General features: G+C 50.9%; 12 protein-coding genes and 7 tRNA genes. 5 read left to right on the plus strand and 14 right to left on the minus strand.

What is annotated here, in order from left to right:
• Nucleotides 1-20: 20 nt before the first annotated feature.
• Nucleotides 21-1,547 carry a YifB family Mg chelatase-like AAA ATPase gene (locus tag G5S52_RS20660; RefSeq protein ID WP_165018163.1) on the minus strand — a complete coding sequence of 509 codons (1,527 nt, stop codon included), beginning with the start codon at nt 1,545-1,547 and terminating at the stop codon, nt 21-23.
• Between the two features lie 455 nt (nt 1,548-2,002).
• Here G5S52_RS20660 and ilvG point away from each other — a divergent pair, with 455 nt between their 5' ends.
• The 5 genes from ilvG to ilvA are packed head-to-tail and all read left to right on the plus strand — an operon-like array spanning nt 2,003 to nt 8,278.
• Nucleotides 2,003-3,649, plus strand: coding sequence for an acetolactate synthase 2 catalytic subunit (gene ilvG, locus G5S52_RS20665; protein WP_165018165.1), 1,647 nt, complete (start codon nt 2,003-2,005; stop codon nt 3,647-3,649).
• Nucleotides 3,646-3,894, plus strand: coding sequence for an acetolactate synthase 2 small subunit (ilvM, locus tag G5S52_RS20670; RefSeq protein WP_046307966.1), 249 nt, complete (start codon nt 3,646-3,648; stop codon nt 3,892-3,894). Before ilvG ends, ilvM begins: the two co-directional genes overlap by 4 nt.
• Nucleotides 3,895-3,916: 22 nt before the next feature.
• Nucleotides 3,917-4,852 (plus strand): branched-chain amino acid transaminase, encoded by a 936-nt coding sequence (locus G5S52_RS20675; RefSeq protein ID WP_046307968.1) that lies wholly within the window; start codon nt 3,917-3,919, stop codon nt 4,850-4,852.
• A 22-nt stretch (nt 4,853-4,874) separates the two neighbouring features.
• Entirely contained in the window at nt 4,875-6,716 is a 1,842-nt protein-coding gene (ilvD, locus tag G5S52_RS20680; protein WP_165018167.1) for a dihydroxy-acid dehydratase, read from the plus strand.
• A gap of 2 nt (nt 6,717-6,718) precedes the next feature.
• Entirely contained in the window at nt 6,719-8,278 is a 1,560-nt protein-coding gene (gene ilvA, locus G5S52_RS20685) for a threonine ammonia-lyase, biosynthetic (protein ID WP_165018169.1), read from the plus strand.
• 55 nt (nt 8,279-8,333) lie between these two features.
• Here the strand turns inward: ilvA and G5S52_RS20690 are convergent, their stop codons facing one another.
• The 13 genes from G5S52_RS20690 to G5S52_RS20750 all read right to left on the minus strand — a co-directional run bounded on the left by G5S52_RS20690 (nt 8,334) and on the right by G5S52_RS20750 (nt 15,631).
• Nucleotides 8,334-8,705 carry a helix-turn-helix domain-containing protein gene (locus G5S52_RS20690; RefSeq protein WP_002540824.1) on the minus strand — a complete coding sequence of 124 codons (372 nt, stop codon included), beginning with the start codon at nt 8,703-8,705 and terminating at the stop codon, nt 8,334-8,336.
• Nucleotides 8,706-8,931: 226 nt separating this feature from the next.
• Nucleotides 8,932-9,303, minus strand: coding sequence for a helix-turn-helix transcriptional regulator (locus G5S52_RS20695; protein WP_002540823.1), 372 nt, complete (start codon nt 9,301-9,303; stop codon nt 8,932-8,934).
• A 315-nt stretch (nt 9,304-9,618) separates the two neighbouring features.
• Complete coding sequence (gene glmS / locus G5S52_RS20700; RefSeq protein ID WP_165018171.1) at nt 9,619-11,454, minus strand: glutamine--fructose-6-phosphate transaminase (isomerizing); 1,836 nt, start codon at nt 11,452-11,454, stop codon at nt 9,619-9,621.
• A gap of 14 nt (nt 11,455-11,468) precedes the next feature.
• Entirely contained in the window at nt 11,469-12,233 is a 765-nt protein-coding gene (locus G5S52_RS20705) for a DeoR/GlpR family DNA-binding transcription regulator (protein WP_165018173.1), read from the minus strand.
• A gap of 375 nt (nt 12,234-12,608) precedes the next feature.
• Nucleotides 12,609-12,693: transfer RNA gene (locus tag G5S52_RS20710), tRNA-Leu, on the minus strand.
• A gap of 45 nt (nt 12,694-12,738) precedes the next feature.
• Nucleotides 12,739-12,825: transfer RNA gene (locus G5S52_RS20715), tRNA-Leu, on the minus strand.
• 87 nt (nt 12,826-12,912) lie between these two features.
• A tRNA-Met gene (locus G5S52_RS20720) sits at nt 12,913-12,989 on the minus strand.
• 11 nt (nt 12,990-13,000) lie between these two features.
• Nucleotides 13,001-13,075: transfer RNA gene (locus tag G5S52_RS20725), tRNA-Gln, on the minus strand.
• A gap of 36 nt (nt 13,076-13,111) precedes the next feature.
• Nucleotides 13,112-13,196 (minus strand) — tRNA-Leu (locus tag G5S52_RS20730).
• Nucleotides 13,197-13,234: 38 nt separating this feature from the next.
• Nucleotides 13,235-13,311 (minus strand) — tRNA-Arg (locus tag G5S52_RS20735).
• 5 nt (nt 13,312-13,316) lie between these two features.
• A tRNA-Gln gene (locus G5S52_RS20740) sits at nt 13,317-13,391 on the minus strand.
• 125 nt (nt 13,392-13,516) lie between these two features.
• Nucleotides 13,517-14,878: a bifunctional UDP-N-acetylglucosamine diphosphorylase/glucosamine-1-phosphate N-acetyltransferase GlmU gene (glmU, locus tag G5S52_RS20745; RefSeq protein WP_165018175.1), complete on the minus strand. Its 1,362-nt coding sequence runs from the start codon at nt 14,876-14,878 to the stop codon at nt 13,517-13,519.
• A gap of 330 nt (nt 14,879-15,208) precedes the next feature.
• On the minus strand, nt 15,209-15,631 hold the full coding sequence (locus G5S52_RS20750) for a F0F1 ATP synthase subunit epsilon (protein WP_046303098.1): 423 nt from the start codon (nt 15,629-15,631) through the stop codon (nt 15,209-15,211).
• Nucleotides 15,632-15,647 lie beyond the last annotated feature (16 nt).

A 15,647-nucleotide genomic window follows, 5' to 3' on the forward strand; every position in this document is an offset into this window, starting at 1 on the left:
CTGCGCTTACCTTGAACACACTAACTTGCCAATGCCGTCAGCTGTTTAAGAAGCCTATCCATCGAACGGTAACCCAAGGCTTCGGCCAGATGACCACGCTGGATATTCGCCTCTCCGGACAAATCCGCAATGGTACGTGCCACTTTAATAATCCGGTGATAGGCGCGGATAGACAGCCCTAATCGATGCAGCGCCGTTTCCAGAAAATCCGCGTCCGCTTTATCGAGCGGACAGTAGGTTTCAATCTCCCTGCTGGAAAGCAGGCTGTTTACTTTGCCCGATCGTGCGAGCATTACCGCTCTTGCCTTTTCTACCCGCGCTTTAATCACTTCCGTCGGTTCACCACGATCACCACCTTCAGTTAACGTACCTCGCGGCAGTGCGGGGATTTCAATCGAAAGATCAAAGCGGTCAAGAAACGGACCTGATAAACGGTTGAGATAGCGAAGTGTCGCCTGTGGATTGGAGCGCGCCAACTGACCTTCATAGTGTCCGGTCGGACTGGGGTTAAGTGCACCAATAAGCTGGAAGCGCGCAGGAAAGCAGGTTTTACCGTTGGCGCGGGAAATCACCACTTCACCGGACTCCAAAGGTTCTCGCAGTGAGTCCAATACTTTTCGTTCAAATTCCGGCATCTCATCGAGAAAGAGTAAGCCGTTGTGCGCCAGCGATATTTCGCCCGGTTTTGGTGTGCTGCCACCACCCACCAATGCAGCCATTGAACTGGAATGGTGTGGGGTACGAAAAGGTCGTTTGCGCCAGTTACCTTCATGTAGTGGCTTTTCCGTCAGGGAAGTGATCGCCGCAGTTTCGAGCGCTTCTTTGTCACTCATAGGTGGCAACAGATCGGCCATACGTGATGCCAACATGGTTTTTCCGGTTCCAGGCGGGCCGAGGAAAAGTAAGTTGTGCGAACCTGCTGCCGCAATCTCCAGCGCCCGTTTTCCCTGCTGCTGACCGATAATGTCCTGCATACAGCGCCCAGCGGTATTTGGCGTGACTTCGTCATCTTCAGGTTCTTTGAGCATCAGGCTGCCCTGTCCGCTTAAATGGCGGCAAACAGAAATCAGATCCGGCGCAGACACATGAATATCACGCCCCACCAGCGCAACCTGTCCGCCATTTTCATCTGGCACCACCAAACTTCTCTTCGCTTCTCGGCATGCCACGGCAGCAGGCAAAGTCCCTTTTACTGCACGCAACTGACCAGAGAGAGCCAATTCTCCTGCAAATTCATGACTATCAAGTTTGGTCATCGGAATTTGCCCGGAAGCGGCCAAAATACCGAGGGCTATAGGTAAATCAAAGCGTCCCCCTTCTTTGGGTAAATCCGCAGGGGCGAGGTTGACCGTGATGCGTCTTGCGGGAAACTCAAAGCCTGAGTTCACAATGGCGCTGCGCACCCTGTCCCGCGCTTCCTTGACCGTGGTTTCCGCAAGACCAACTAACGTAAACGCAGGTAATCCATTGCTGATATGGACTTCGACCGTCACCTGTGGCGCTTCAACGCCAACACAGGCGCGACTTTGAATAATGGCAAGATTCATAGGGCGTAATCAGTAATTATTTAACTATCAATAAGTTATTTGCATAAACCATTAGTATTACTGCATTACGAAGCAGAAATTGGAAATTCGAGCCACTTTTTGCTTGTCATGCGACAGAAGTCTGTGATACCACTATGAGCAAACAACATCTGTGCAAACAAACGTTGACATAAACATACAGCGCCGACACAATGGTGCTTAAAGAGACAAAATGAATCATCTATCTCGCGCCCTAGTCATTATTATTTCAATTATCGTGGTGGTACTACCGCGAGGGGCAGCGACGGCTAGAACATAGCAAACAAACATCGCAACAGCCCCCGCATCGAAAGGTCCGGGGGCTTTTTTCACATTTGGACGTGCGGTTGCAAGACGCAAAAAGGAAAACGCGGTATGGGACCATCTCAGGAAGCAGAGCAAATAACCTCCCAATCGGGATTTAACGGGAGGCCACAATGACAGGTGCACAACTGGTTGTTGAAGCCTTACGAAAACAAGGCGTAACGACACTCTTTGGTTATCCGGGCGGTGCGATCATGCCCGTTTACGATGCCCTTTATGACGGCGGCGTTGATCATGTCCTTTGCCGTCACGAGCAAGGCGCAGCCATGGCCGCTATCGGCTACGCACGCTCCACCGGCGGCGTCGGTGTGTGTCTTGCCACGTCTGGCCCTGGTGCAACCAACCTTATCACTGGCCTCGCGGATGCCATGATGGACTCTGTGCCCGTCGTCGCTATCACAGGTCAAGTTGCCAGCCCGCTAATCGGCACCGATGCCTTCCAGGAAGTTGACGTTCTCGGTCTTTCCCTTGCCTGCACCAAACACAGTTTTCTGGTGACCGACACATCAAAACTCGCTTCCACATTGGCAGAAGCTTTTGTGGTTGCTAAAGAAGGACGCCCTGGCCCCGTGCTGGTGGATATCGCCAAAGACGTGCAGCTTGCCCAAATCGAAGAAGCCTTTACGGCTATTGTAAATCAGCCTTCTGCTCCAGAAGTGTCGGAAGCTTCGTTACAGGAAGCCAATGCACTGATCGCAGAGGCAAAGCAGCCGATGGTATATGTCGGTGGCGGCATTCAACTGGCCCACGCGACCGATACACTTCGCCAGTTTCTAAATCACAGTCAGATCCCAGCCACCAGCACATTGAAAGGACTTGGCTCGGTCGACAAAGATTATCCCTACTATCTCGGCATGCTCGGTATGCATGGCACCAAAGCGGCTAACCTCGCGGTGCAGCAGTCTGATTTATTGATTGCTATTGGTGCGCGTTTTGACGATCGCGTCACTGGTAAACTGGATACCTTCGCGCCTAACGCCAAAGTCGTTCACATCGATATCGACGCTGCAGAATTCCACAAACTGCGCCGCGCCAATGTCGCACTTCGCGGTGAGCTAAATACCGTGTTGCCGCAGTTGGGCGAGCCTTCAGACATCCAAGCATGGCAAGACAGCGTGCTGACCATGAAAAAGGACTTCGGATGGCGTTATGACCACCCTGGCGATCCAATTTTTGCGCCGCTGCTCCTTAAACAGCTCTCTGACATGATGCCGGACTCCACCGTCGTCGCGACCGATGTTGGCCAACACCAAATGTGGGTGGCGCAGCACGTAGAGCCGCGTCGTCCTGAAAACCTGTTAACCTCTGCAGGTCTTGGCACCATGGGCTTTGGTTTACCTGCCGCCATGGGCGCCAAAATGGCCCGTCCTGATGACGAAGTTGTATTAGTTTCTGGAGATGGTTCATTTATGATGAACATTCAGGAACTTGGCACCCTGAAACGCCGCAATATTCCGGTAAAAATGGTACTGTTGGATAACCAACGTTTGGGGATGGTACGTCAATGGCAACAGCTTTTCTTCGAAGAGCGCTATAGCGAGACCAACTTGTCGGATAACCCTGACTTCGTGACATTGGCGTCAGCCTTCAACATTCCGGGCAAAACCATTACCCGGAAAGAAGAAGTTATCCCTGCCCTGCAGGAATTGCTGGCAAGTGACACAGCCTACCTGCTGCATGTTGCTATCTCAGAGGAAGAGAACGTATGGCCACTGGTTCCACCCGGTGCCGCTAACCAGGATATGTTGGAGCGTACATGAGCCAATCACACACTCTGCTAATCAATGCTGACGACCAACCAGAATTGCTGGAGCGTCTGCTGCGCATTGTCCGTCACCGTGGATTCCGCCTGACGAGCCTCGACATGCATCATACCGATGACACCAATGCGGTTGAAATTACCCTGCAAGTGAAGAGCGATCGTCCTATCGCTAATCTTCAGAGCCAGTTAGACAAATTATGGGATGTCTCACGCGTACGTCTGCTCCCGCTAGAACAACAGTAATGCGTTATAAGGATTAATAAGAATGGCAAACACAGCGGATTATATTTGGTCAAACGGCGAACTGATCCCATGGCAAGATGCCACAGTTCACGTGCTGACCCACGCCATGCATTATGGCACCTCGGTTTTTGAAGGGATTCGTTGCTACGACACCCCGAATGGCCCAGTGGTCTTCCGTCACCGCGAACACATGCAACGTCTGAAAGACAGCGCAAAAATTTATCGCTTCCCAATCCCGTATTCGGTCGATGAGCTGATGGAAGCGTGCCGTGAAACACTGCGCGCCAATAACCTGAACTCTGCGTACATCCGCCCGCTGGGTTTTGTCGGAAATGTTGGTCTGGGCGTTTGTCCGCCGCCAGACACTAAAATGGATCTCATCATTGCAGCCTTCAGCTGGGGCACTTACCTCGGCGAAGATGCGCTGGCTAATGGTGTCGATGCCATGATTTCAAGCTGGAACCGCGCCGCGCCGAACACGATCCCGACCGCAGCTAAAGCGGGTGGTAACTACCTGTCGAGCCTGTTGGTCGGTGGTGAAGCCCGTCGCCACGGCTATGCTGAAGGTATTGCCTTGAGTGTGGATGGCTACTTGTCTGAAGGTGCCGGTGAGAACCTGTTCGTGGTGAAAAATGGCGTGATTTCAACGCCTCCAGCCACCAGCGCTATCCTTCCTGGCATTACCCGTGACTCCATCATGACCATCGCCAAGGACATGGGTTACGAGGTGCGTGAAGAGAACATCGCGCGCGAAGCCCTCTACCTGGCTGATGAAGTCTTCATGACGGGCACAGCGGCGGAAATCGTGCCGGTTCGCAGCGTAGACCAAATTACTGTGGGTGAAGGCAAACGCGGCCCAGTCACAGAGAAAGTACAAACCGCCTTCTTTGGCCTGTTTAATGGCCAAACCGAAGACAAATGGGGATGGCTGGATCCGGTCTCTCCGGACGCCAAATAAGTAGTTTTAGAGGAATAAGGAAATGCCTAAGTACCGTTCAGCCACCACCACCCATGGCCGTAATATGGCGGGTGCCCGCGCCCTTTGGCGTGCAACTGGCGTAAAAGATGAAGATTTTGGTAAACCTATCATCGCCGTGGTGAACTCTTTCACCCAGTTTGTACCCGGTCACGTGCACCTGAAAGATCTTGGCCAGCTGGTAGCGAAAGAAATCGAGGCCGCTGGTGGCATCGCTAAAGAGTTCAACACCATCGCCGTTGATGATGGTATCGCTATGGGCCACGGCGGTATGCTTTACAGCCTGCCATCACGCGAAATCATCGCGGATTCTGTGGAGTATATGGTGAACGCTCACTGCGCCGACGCCATGGTGTGTATCTCCAACTGTGACAAAATCACCCCGGGAATGCTGATGGCGGCAATGCGTCTCAACATCCCAGCGATTTTCGTCTCTGGTGGTCCAATGGAAGCAGGTAAAACCAAGCTTTCCGATCAGATCCTGAAGCTGGATCTGGTGGATGCCATGATCCAGGGTGCCGATCCAAACGTGTCAGACGAGCAAAGCGAGCAGATCGAACGCTCTGCATGTCCAACCTGTGGCTCTTGCTCTGGTATGTTCACCGCCAACTCCATGAACTGTCTGACCGAAGCGCTGGGTCTCAGCCAGCCGGGTAACGGTTCTATGCTGGCTACCCATGCAGACCGTGAAAAACTGTTCATCACCGCTGGCCAGCGTATCGTTGAGCTGACCAAGCGTTACTACGAGCAAGATGACGAATCCACCTTGCCACGTAACATTGCCAGCAAAACCGCGCTGGAAAATGCCATGGCGCTGGATATCGCCATGGGTGGCTCGACTAACACCATCCTTCACCTGCTTGCAGCCGCACAGGAAGGTGACATCGATTTCGATATGTCTGATATCGACCGCCTGTCCCGTCAGGTGCCACACCTTTGTAAGGTAGCGCCCTCCACCCAGAAATATCATATGGAAGATGTTCACCGCGCAGGTGGCGTGATGGGTATCCTGGGTGAGCTTGATCGCGCAGGTCTTCTGAAAACCGACGTGCCAAACGTCTTGGGTGAAACCTTGGCAGATACGCTGGCGAAGTACGACATCACTGTGACGGACAACGAAGACGTAAAAACCTTCTACCGCGCAGGCCCTGCTGGCATCCGCACCACCAAAGCCTTCTCACAGGATTGCCGTTGGGACACGCTGGATGACGATCGCACTGAAGGTTGTATCCGCACCAAAGAAAATGCATACAGCCAGGACGGCGGTCTTGCCGTACTGAGCGGTAACATTGCTATCGACGGCTGTATCGTGAAAACCGCCGGTGTCGCAGAGGAAAACCTCACCTTCCGTGGTCCTGCCCATGTATTTGAAAGCCAGGAAGATGCGGTCAACGGCATTCTTGGCGGTGCAGTGAAAGCCGGTGAAGTGGTAGTTATCCGCTATGAAGGTCCAAAAGGTGGTCCAGGTATGCAGGAAATGCTGTACCCAACCACGTACCTTAAATCTATGGGTCTTGGTAAAGAGTGTGCTCTGATCACTGATGGCCGTTTCTCCGGCGGTACCAGTGGTCTGTCAATTGGTCATATCTCTCCAGAAGCAGCAAATGGCGGCACCATCGGCTTGGTCAAGCAAGGTGATATCATCGCCATCGACATTCCAAACCGCTCAATCGTGCTGGAAGTTGATGATGCGGAGCTCTCTGCCCGTCGCACCGAGCAAGATGCGAAAGGCTGGAAGCCTGAGTCCCGAGTACGTGAAGTGTCATTTGCTCTGAAAGCGTATGCCAGCATGGCAACCAGTGCCGATAAAGGTGCTGTGCGCGATAAAAGCAAGCTGGAGGGGTAATCATGAGTCAGGCACGCCAACAACACAGTGACCCTGCACCGCTTAGTAATGCCGATTACCTGCGTGATATTTTGCGCGCACCTGTGTATGAGGCAGCGATTGTCAGCCCGTTGCAGGATATGCCGCGAATTTCGCAGCGTTTGGGCAATACCATTCAGCTCAAGCGTGAAGATCGCCAGCCAGTGCATTCATTCAAGTTGCGCGGCGCCTACAACATGATGTCGCAGTTGACCGAAACGCAAAAACAAGCCGGCGTTATCGCTGCATCAGCAGGAAACCATGCGCAGGGTGTGGCTCTTTCAGGTAATAAGCTGGGGATCAAAGCCACTATCGTGATGCCTCGCACCACGCCAGACATCAAAGTAGCATCTGTTCGCGGCTTTGGTGGCAACGTCGTGCTGCATGGCAACAACTTCGACGAAGCCAAAGCCAAAGCGGTAGAGCTATCAGAAGAACATGGTTACACCTTTGTGCCGCCTTTTGATCATCCTTTGGTGATTGCAGGCCAGGGCACCATGGGTATGGAAATGCTGCAGCAGAACGGCCATCTGGAATATATGTTCCTGCCTGTCGGTGGGGGCGGTATTGCAGCGGGCGTTGCTGTGCTTGTTAAACAGCTGCTGCCTCAGGTCAAACTGATTGCCGTAGAAGCGGAAGATTCTGCCTGCCTGAAAGCGGCGCTGGATGCCGGTGAGCCGGTCACTCTCGATAACGTGGGTACCTTCGCAGACGGTGTGGCGGTCAAACGCATTGGTGATGAGACCTTCCGTCTTTGTCAGGAGCACCTGGATGACATCATCACGGTGTCGAGTGATGAAATTTGTGCCGCGGTGAAAGATATTTTTGAAGACACCCGCGCAATTTCTGAGCCTGCTGGCGCCTTGTCTCTGGCCGGTCTAAAGAAATACACCGAGCAGCATCAACTTAAAGGCAAGAAGATGGCCGCCGTGCTTTCCGGTGCGAACACCAACTTCCACAGCCTGAGATATGTGTCTGAGCGCGCTGAGCTGGGTGAAAAGCGCGAAGGCCTGTTGGCGGTAACGATTCCTGAGCGTACAGGTGCATTCCTCGAGTTTTGCAAAATCCTCGGTGGCCGAGCGGTGACAGAGTTTAACTACCGTCACAGCGACGACACACTGGCAAATATCTTTGTCGGTGTGCGTTTGCAAAATGGCCAGGAAGAGCTCGATGGCATCATTGCCGATCTACGCAAAGGCGGGTATCCGGTGCAGGACTTGTCTGATGATGAAATGGCGAAGGTCCACATCCGCTACATGATTGGTGGAAGGCCTACCAAAGCGATGAAAGAGCGTCTGTACAGCTTTGAATTCCCGGAATATCCGGGCGCCCTGCTACGCTTTCTCAACACCTTGGGTACGCATTGGAATATCAGCATCTTCAACTATCGCAATCACGGCTCTGACTACGGTCGCGTGCTGTGTGGCTTTGAACTGGAAGATAAAGATATCCTGTCATTTACCGCGCACCTGCGTGAGCTGGGATACGCATGGAAAGATGAGACAGAAAATCCGTCTTATAAATTCTTCTTAGCCAAGTCCTAGTCACGAGCCCAAAAGACAAAAAGCCCAGCATTGCTGGGCTTTTTGCTTTTTCTTTTTATCGGTCTTTATCCGGCGTTGTCATATTGATCATGTACTGTGCCAGCAGTAACGCCTGATCCATCACAAGGTTACGTGCTGATTCAGGTAACTGACTGAATAGTGCCAACAGGGAGTTCAGATCGTCCCTGTGCGTAAACGCGATGTCACTTCGCGTACTTTCACCGTACAAAAACCAATTTAATGGACGGCCGGTTACATCAGCGATGATTGCCAGGGAAGACACTTTGGGCTCTGTTTTACCGGACTCAATATCTAAGTAGGTTTGACGGGCAACATCTAAGTGCTGCGCCATTTCCACCTGAGTGATATCCCGGTACTCCCGCGCTTCCCTAATGCGCTGTGCAACATGAGCTTTGACAATAAACATCGCTTGCCCCACAACTCGGCGCCAAGGAACAGGTTAATTCGCTCTGTTCACAGTGACGCACTTTACTGCTAGATCCTGCATTATGCACAGGGTTGTTTTCTACACATGTAAAGCGTTGTTGAAGTGTGAATCAGGGCTACTGTTGCCTAAGCCAGATGACAAGGAAAATACGCAATACCTATTTTGGCAGGCAAGGCGTGACCCTGCTTGCCAAGTAAGTAAGTGCTTAACCTCGTTGTGCTGATTTCGAGTAGTTAACCAGGAACGATGCCATATTGACACTCTGGTTCAGGATAGCGGTGCGCGCTTCATGCGGCAGCTTGGAAAAATGCTCCAGCAAGCGGTTAACATCCTGTTTGTACTGCACATCATGCAGTTCAACGTCAGCATCACCATAAACGAACCACACCAGTGGACGCTCAGTGATTTCTGCAATTTCTGACAACATACGAACGCGAGGCTCTGTTTTGCCTGTTTCGATGTCCAGATACGTTTGGCGCGCTACTTCGAGTAGTTTGGCCATTTTCACCTGAGTGATCCCTTTCCACTCACGTGCTTCTTTAATGCGTTTTGCTACTTGTGCTTTCGAGTCGATCATACTTCACTCCCTACGACGTACAGCTATCTGTTATATAGTTTTGCTGTTTATCGACAATATGCACAATGCAGGCCAACTATTTAGACATTAAATAATGCATTTAATATCAGTACGTTAAATAAACCCCAATTGACACTGTTAGCCTTTCTGGACTCGATGTCTTGTTATGACTGCGAAATGATTTGCAAAATGCAAATAACCACTCCCACTCAATAATTGCAAAAAGCAAATCAGACAGTGACTGTATGCCTAATAAGACACAAAAAGGAGCCTAGTGGCTCCTTTTTAATTTAAGACTCTCATTTTTAAGCTGTATTATTCTACTGTCACAGCTTTTGCGAGGTTACGAGGCTGGTCTACGTCTGTCCCTTTGATAAGCGCAACATGGTAAGACAGCAGCTGCATGGGCAGTGTGTAGAAAATAGGCGCACACACTTCATCGACATGCGGCATAGCGACAATGGTCATGCCTTCACTGGCTTCAAAGCCCGCATCTTTATCTGCAAACACATAAAGCTGTCCACCCCGAGCGCGCACTTCCTCAATGTTGGACTTGAGCTTTTCAAGCAATTCGTTGTTTGGCGCTACCACGATGACAGGCATATCTGCATCAATTAGCGCCAGCGGGCCATGCTTGAGTTCACCAGCGGCGTAGGCTTCAGCGTGGATATAAGAGATTTCTTTCAGCTTTAGCGATGCTTCCATGGCAATTGGATAGTACTCTCCGCGTCCGAGGAATAAAGCATGGTGTTTGTCAGCAAAATCTTCTGCGAGCAGCTCTATCTCTTTGTCGAACGCCAGTGCCTGCTCCATGGTCGCTGGTAAGCGGTTCAATGCCTCTACGATGGCTTTTTCTTTAGCTGTATCTACATGGCCTTTTTGCTTGCCTACTGCGGTGACCAGCATCAACAGTGTCGCCAACTGGGTGGTAAACGCTTTGGTCGATGCCACACCTATCTCGGCTCCTGCGCGAGTCATGAACGCCAAATCGGATTCTCGAACCAGCGAAGAGCCCGCTACGTTACAAATGGTCATTGCCCCCATAAAGCCACGCTCTTTGGCTTTTCGCAGTGCCGCCAATGTATCTGCGGTCTCTCCAGACTGGGAAAGGGTGATCAACAGGCTGTTAGGGCGGGTGACGAAGTTGCGATAGCGGAATTCCGAAGCGATCTCCACGTCACAGCTCACGCCTGCAATATCTTCGAACCAGTAACGTGCCACCATGCCTGCGTTATAAGAAGTACCACAAGCCACTATCTGAATATGCTCGGCTTTAGTCAGAATCTCCGCCGCACCGTGGCCAATACTATCCACCAGCACGCTGTTGCCATCGATACGCCCTTCCAGTGTGTTGATAAGGGCAGAAGGCTGCTCAAAAATCTCTTTTTGCATGTAGTGGCGGTATGGGCCTTTGTCAGCAGCATCATGTTCAATGGATGACTCATGAGTCTGGCGCTCAACAATTTCACCTTGGACGTCGACGATATTGACGCTCCTGCGCGTAATTTCGGCCACATCGCCTTCTTCGAGGAAAATAAAACGGCGGGTTACGTTCAGCAACGCCAGCTGATCAGATGCCAGGAAGTTTTCGCCGATGCCAAGACCAATCACCAGCGGACTGCCCGAACGCGCAGCGATAAGCCGGTCTGGGTCACGTCTATCCATTACCACGGTGCCGTAAGCACCTTCCAGCTGCTTGACCGTACGTTGGAAGGCTTCCATAAGGCCGCCTCCCTGGCCCAATTCCCAATCCACAAGGTGAGCAATGACCTCAGTGTCAGTTTGGGATGTAAAAACGTAACCACGGCTTTTGAGCAGCTCTCGGAGCGGTTCATGGTTTTCAATGATGCCGTTGTGGACGATGGCAATGTTATCGCCTGACATGTGTGGGTGTGCATTGGCTTCGCTTGGTTCACCATGGGTTGCCCAACGGGTGTGAGCAATACCAGTACCACCAAGAACTGGTGTTTCGTCTAGCGCTTCCGCCAGATTCTGTACTTTGCCCAATCGGCGCAACCGACGCAGTTGTTGTTCGCTGTCGGTCACCGCTAGACCCGCAGAGTCATAGCCGCGGTATTCAAGTCTACGTAAACCTTCCAGTAAAATTTCAGCAACGTCCCTTTGCGCAACCGCGCCAACAATTCCACACATATCTTTCCCCGTATCTAGTCAGGGGCGCAGATCACCTCTGTGCCCGTCTTTTCAATGGCAAGTTTGGTGGTGGCATCAAGCTTACTGTCGGTGATCACCGTAGTGATCACTTCCCAGGGAAGTTCAAGATTCGGGATCTTACGGCCGATTTTATCGGACTCAATCAAAACCAAGACTTCCCTGGAAACCTCTGACATAACACGGCTCAGACCGACAATTTCATTAAACGTTGTCGTACCGCGACTAACATCGATGCCATCAGCGCCAATAAACAGCTGGTCAAAGTCATACGCACGCAGTGCTTGTTCTGCAACCTGCCCCTGAAACGCTTCCGAATGCGGGTCCCAGGTGCCGCCTGTCATCAGGAGCGTCGGCTCGTTTTCCAACTCCTTAATGGCTTGCGCCACATTCAGGGAGTTGGTCATCACCACCAATCCGCGCTTTTGATTGAGAAGTGGGATCAAAGCTGCCGTCGTTGAACCACTGTCCACCACAATTCGATTATGGTCGCGGATCCGGGTTGCCGCCATTTTTGCGATTGATAACTTTTGTTCCGAAACTTTTACTGCGTTTTCCGAAACCATTTCATGAGGAACAGGAACCGCTCCGCCATAACGACGCAGCAGGAGTCCATTTTTCTCAAGCTCAGCAAGGTCTTTACGGATCGTTACCTCTGATGTTTCAAACAGAGTTGAAAGCATATCTACGCTGACTTCACCCTGTTCAGTCAGCATGGCAACAATCGCATGGCGACGTTGTTGAGTATTACGTTTCGACATGTAACCACCAAACTTTCGTTCCGAAAGATAATATAAACTTTAAATCAAAGATCAAGGATGAAATGCGATACACATCACTTCGCGCATGATCTACAGCACAGATTGAGAATTATACAGAGAGTTATACCAATCACAGTAGGTAGGTGATCAGAAATAGCGCAGGAAAAATGCTCGAGAACAAGGCGAAAAATTTCGATAAGTAGTTATTCTACAATTAAATTTTTCAACGCAGTTATCGAGCATTTTAACAAGCTAGGATGAGCAGATATTTACTACGATTGGTATTACACAATAAAGCGCGAGAAATTGAAGTGAGAGAGTGGGTTGCAAACTGCAGATAGAAAAAAAGCAGGCTAAAAAGCCTGCTTTCAATCATGGTGCGGAAGGAGAGACTTGAACTCTCACACCTTGCGGCGCCAGAACCTAAATCTGGTGCGTCTACCAATTTCGCCACTTCCGCAAATTGTTGTACCTAATCCTTCTTATTGAAGGCTTAAGTGATGTTTGGTGCGAAGGGAGAGACTTGAACTCTCACGTCCGTAAGGACACTAACACCTGAAGCTAGCGCGTCTACCAATTCCGCCACCATCGCAATTTTGTCGCCTGATATTGAGTTTATAACCCGTAGACACTGGCAGTGTGTCTTATCTGGCAGAAAGTCAGAGACTTTCGAAATAAGTGGTGGCTACGACGGGATTCGAACCTGTGACCCCATCATTATGAGTGATGTGCTCTAACCAACTGAGCTACGTAGCCAACCTGAAATATGGCTGGGGTACCTGGATTCGAACCAGGGAATGGCGGCATCAAAAGCCGCTGCCTTACCGCTTGGCGATACCCCAACAGCAACCACGCCCTAAAGCATGATCTTTAAATAATGGTGCGGAAGGAGAGACTTGAACTCTCACACCTTGCGGCGCCAGAACCTAAATCTGGTGCGTCTACCAATTTCGCCACTTCCGCATACCTAATTGTTCATCTCACCTATGGAAAGGAAGAGATGGCGCGTCCGGGAGGATTCGAACCTCCGACCGCCTGGTTCGTAGCCAGGTACTCTATCCAGCTGAGCTACGGACGCGTTGTTGGCTGGGGTACCTGGATTCGAACCAGGGAATGGCGGCATCAAAAGCCGCTGCCTTACCGCTTGGCGATACCCCAACAGAGGCGCGTATAATATTGCGGATTCAGAGGAGCGTCAACCCCCTATTTTTCGTTTGATGACGATTTAATCGCTTCAATAAAAAAACACCGCTTTTGCGATGTTTTTTTATGCATAACATGTGTTATTTCTGCTTAACTGGTCTCTTCCAGCCATCAATTACACGCGCTTTTGCTCGGGTAATAACAAGTTGGCCCTCTTCGACGTTGCTGGTCAATGTCGTACCTGCACCAATGGTCGCCCCTTTTTTGATGGTCACGGGCGCCACCAGCTGGCTGTCAGAGCCAACAAATACATCATCTTCAATCACGGTCTTGTGTTTATTCGCGCCGTCGTAATTACAGGTGATAGTACCTGCACCGATATTCACGCGCTCACCGATTTCCGCATCTCCAAGGTAAGAAAGATGGTTAGCCTTAGAGCCTTTACCGACACGTGCATTTTTCACTTCAACGAAGTTACCCACATGTGCATCTTCCACCAGCTCAGCACCCGGACGCAGGCGCGCAAACGGACCGACTGTACAGTCTTCACCAACGGAAGCACCTTCAATCACGCTGTATGGGCGGACGACAGTGTTGTCGTCGATTTCACAGTCTTTCAGTACACAACCAGCACCGATGACCACGTTGTCGCCTAAAGTGACTGAACCTTCAATCACGACGTTGACATCAATTTCGACGTCTGTACCACACTGAAGCTGACCGCGAAGGTCAAAACGTGCTGGGTCACGCAGCATTACACCGCTTTCCAATAGTTTCTCGGCTTGAGCGGCTTGGTAAGCGCGCTCCAGACGTGCCAGTTGGATGCGGTTGTTCACGCCTTCTACCTCAATGGCACTTTCCGGGTGAACTGCTTCAACAGCGCGACCTTCGTCATGGGCAATTGCAATTACATCTGTCAGGTAGTATTCACCCTGTGCGTTGTCGCTTTTCACTTCGTTCAGCCAACGGCGTAGATCACGTCCGGTTGCGACCATCACACCAGTGTTGATTTCTTTGATAAGCTTTTGCTCTTGAGTGGCATCTTTATCTTCCACGATCGCCACCACAGGACCGTTACGGCGAATGATACGTCCGTAGCCCGCTGGCTTATCCAGTACCACTGTCAGCAATGCAATGCCGCCATCAGGTTGTGCATCCAACAGGTTTTCGATGGTTTGCTCAGAAATCAGCGGGACATCGCCGTAAAGCACAAGAACCTGCTCATCATCCGAAAATTCCGGGGCTGCCTGGTTCACTGCGTGGCCTGTACCTAACTGTTCTGCCTGAAGGACCCAGTTGACTGGCTCTTCTGCCAGTGCTGCTTTCATTGCATCACCACCATGGCCATACACCAGATGCAGGTTTTTTGCGCCCAGTGAGGAGCAGGTATCGATGACATGCTTCACCATAGGTTTTCCTGCAAGCGTATGCAGTACCTTAGGTAGGTTGGAGTACATGCGGGTTCCCTTACCCGCAGCCAGAATCACAGCACTGAAATTCATGGAGAGTTGTCCTTGGTATTGAGGGTCTACTTCAAATAATGGCGCTTATTGTAACGGTTCGCTTTGTAAAACGGGATTCAAACCTATAAGAAATTCATAAATTTCCGTCATCTTGTAGCAATTTTCAGGCGATACCTCGCAGATACTCACTTAAGAAAAGATACATATGAATTCACGCCAAATAATTGATAATTAACTCATAAAAACTGAATATATCTTTTTCTTCCCAGGCTTAAAGACCGAAAAATTAGACGATTGGAAAACGAGAAAAACAAACATAAAAAAGGCGACCTATCGGTCGCCTTTCAGTCTTTGGGTGATACCTGGTACTTAGCGTGCCTTTTTGGTCAGCTCGATAACTCGTAGCTGGGCAATCGCCTTGGCCAGATCACTGGCCGCCTGAGCAAAGTCCATATCGCCATGTTTATTGAGGATACGATCCTCTGCACGGCGCTTCGCTTCTTCTGCCTTAGCTTGATCCAGGTCGACGCCGCGAATTGCGGTATCAGCCAGCACAGTCACTGCGCTTGGTTGCACTTCTAGCATACCGCCAGAAAGGTAAATTACCTCTTCATGGCCGTGTTGCTTAGTAATGCGGATCATGCCCGGCGTGATAGCGGTCAGCAGCGGGGTGTGGCTTGGGTAAATACCCAATTCACCTTCGCTACCCGTTACCTGGATTGCTTCGGCACGGCCAGAGAACAGTTGTTTCTCTGCGCTTACTACATCCAGGTGAAAGGTCATCGCTGCCATGTCGCCTCCTACCAGC

Source organism: Grimontia sedimenti (genome assembly GCF_011045095.1).
Lineage (GTDB): Bacteria > Pseudomonadota > Gammaproteobacteria > Enterobacterales > Vibrionaceae > Enterovibrio > Enterovibrio sedimenti.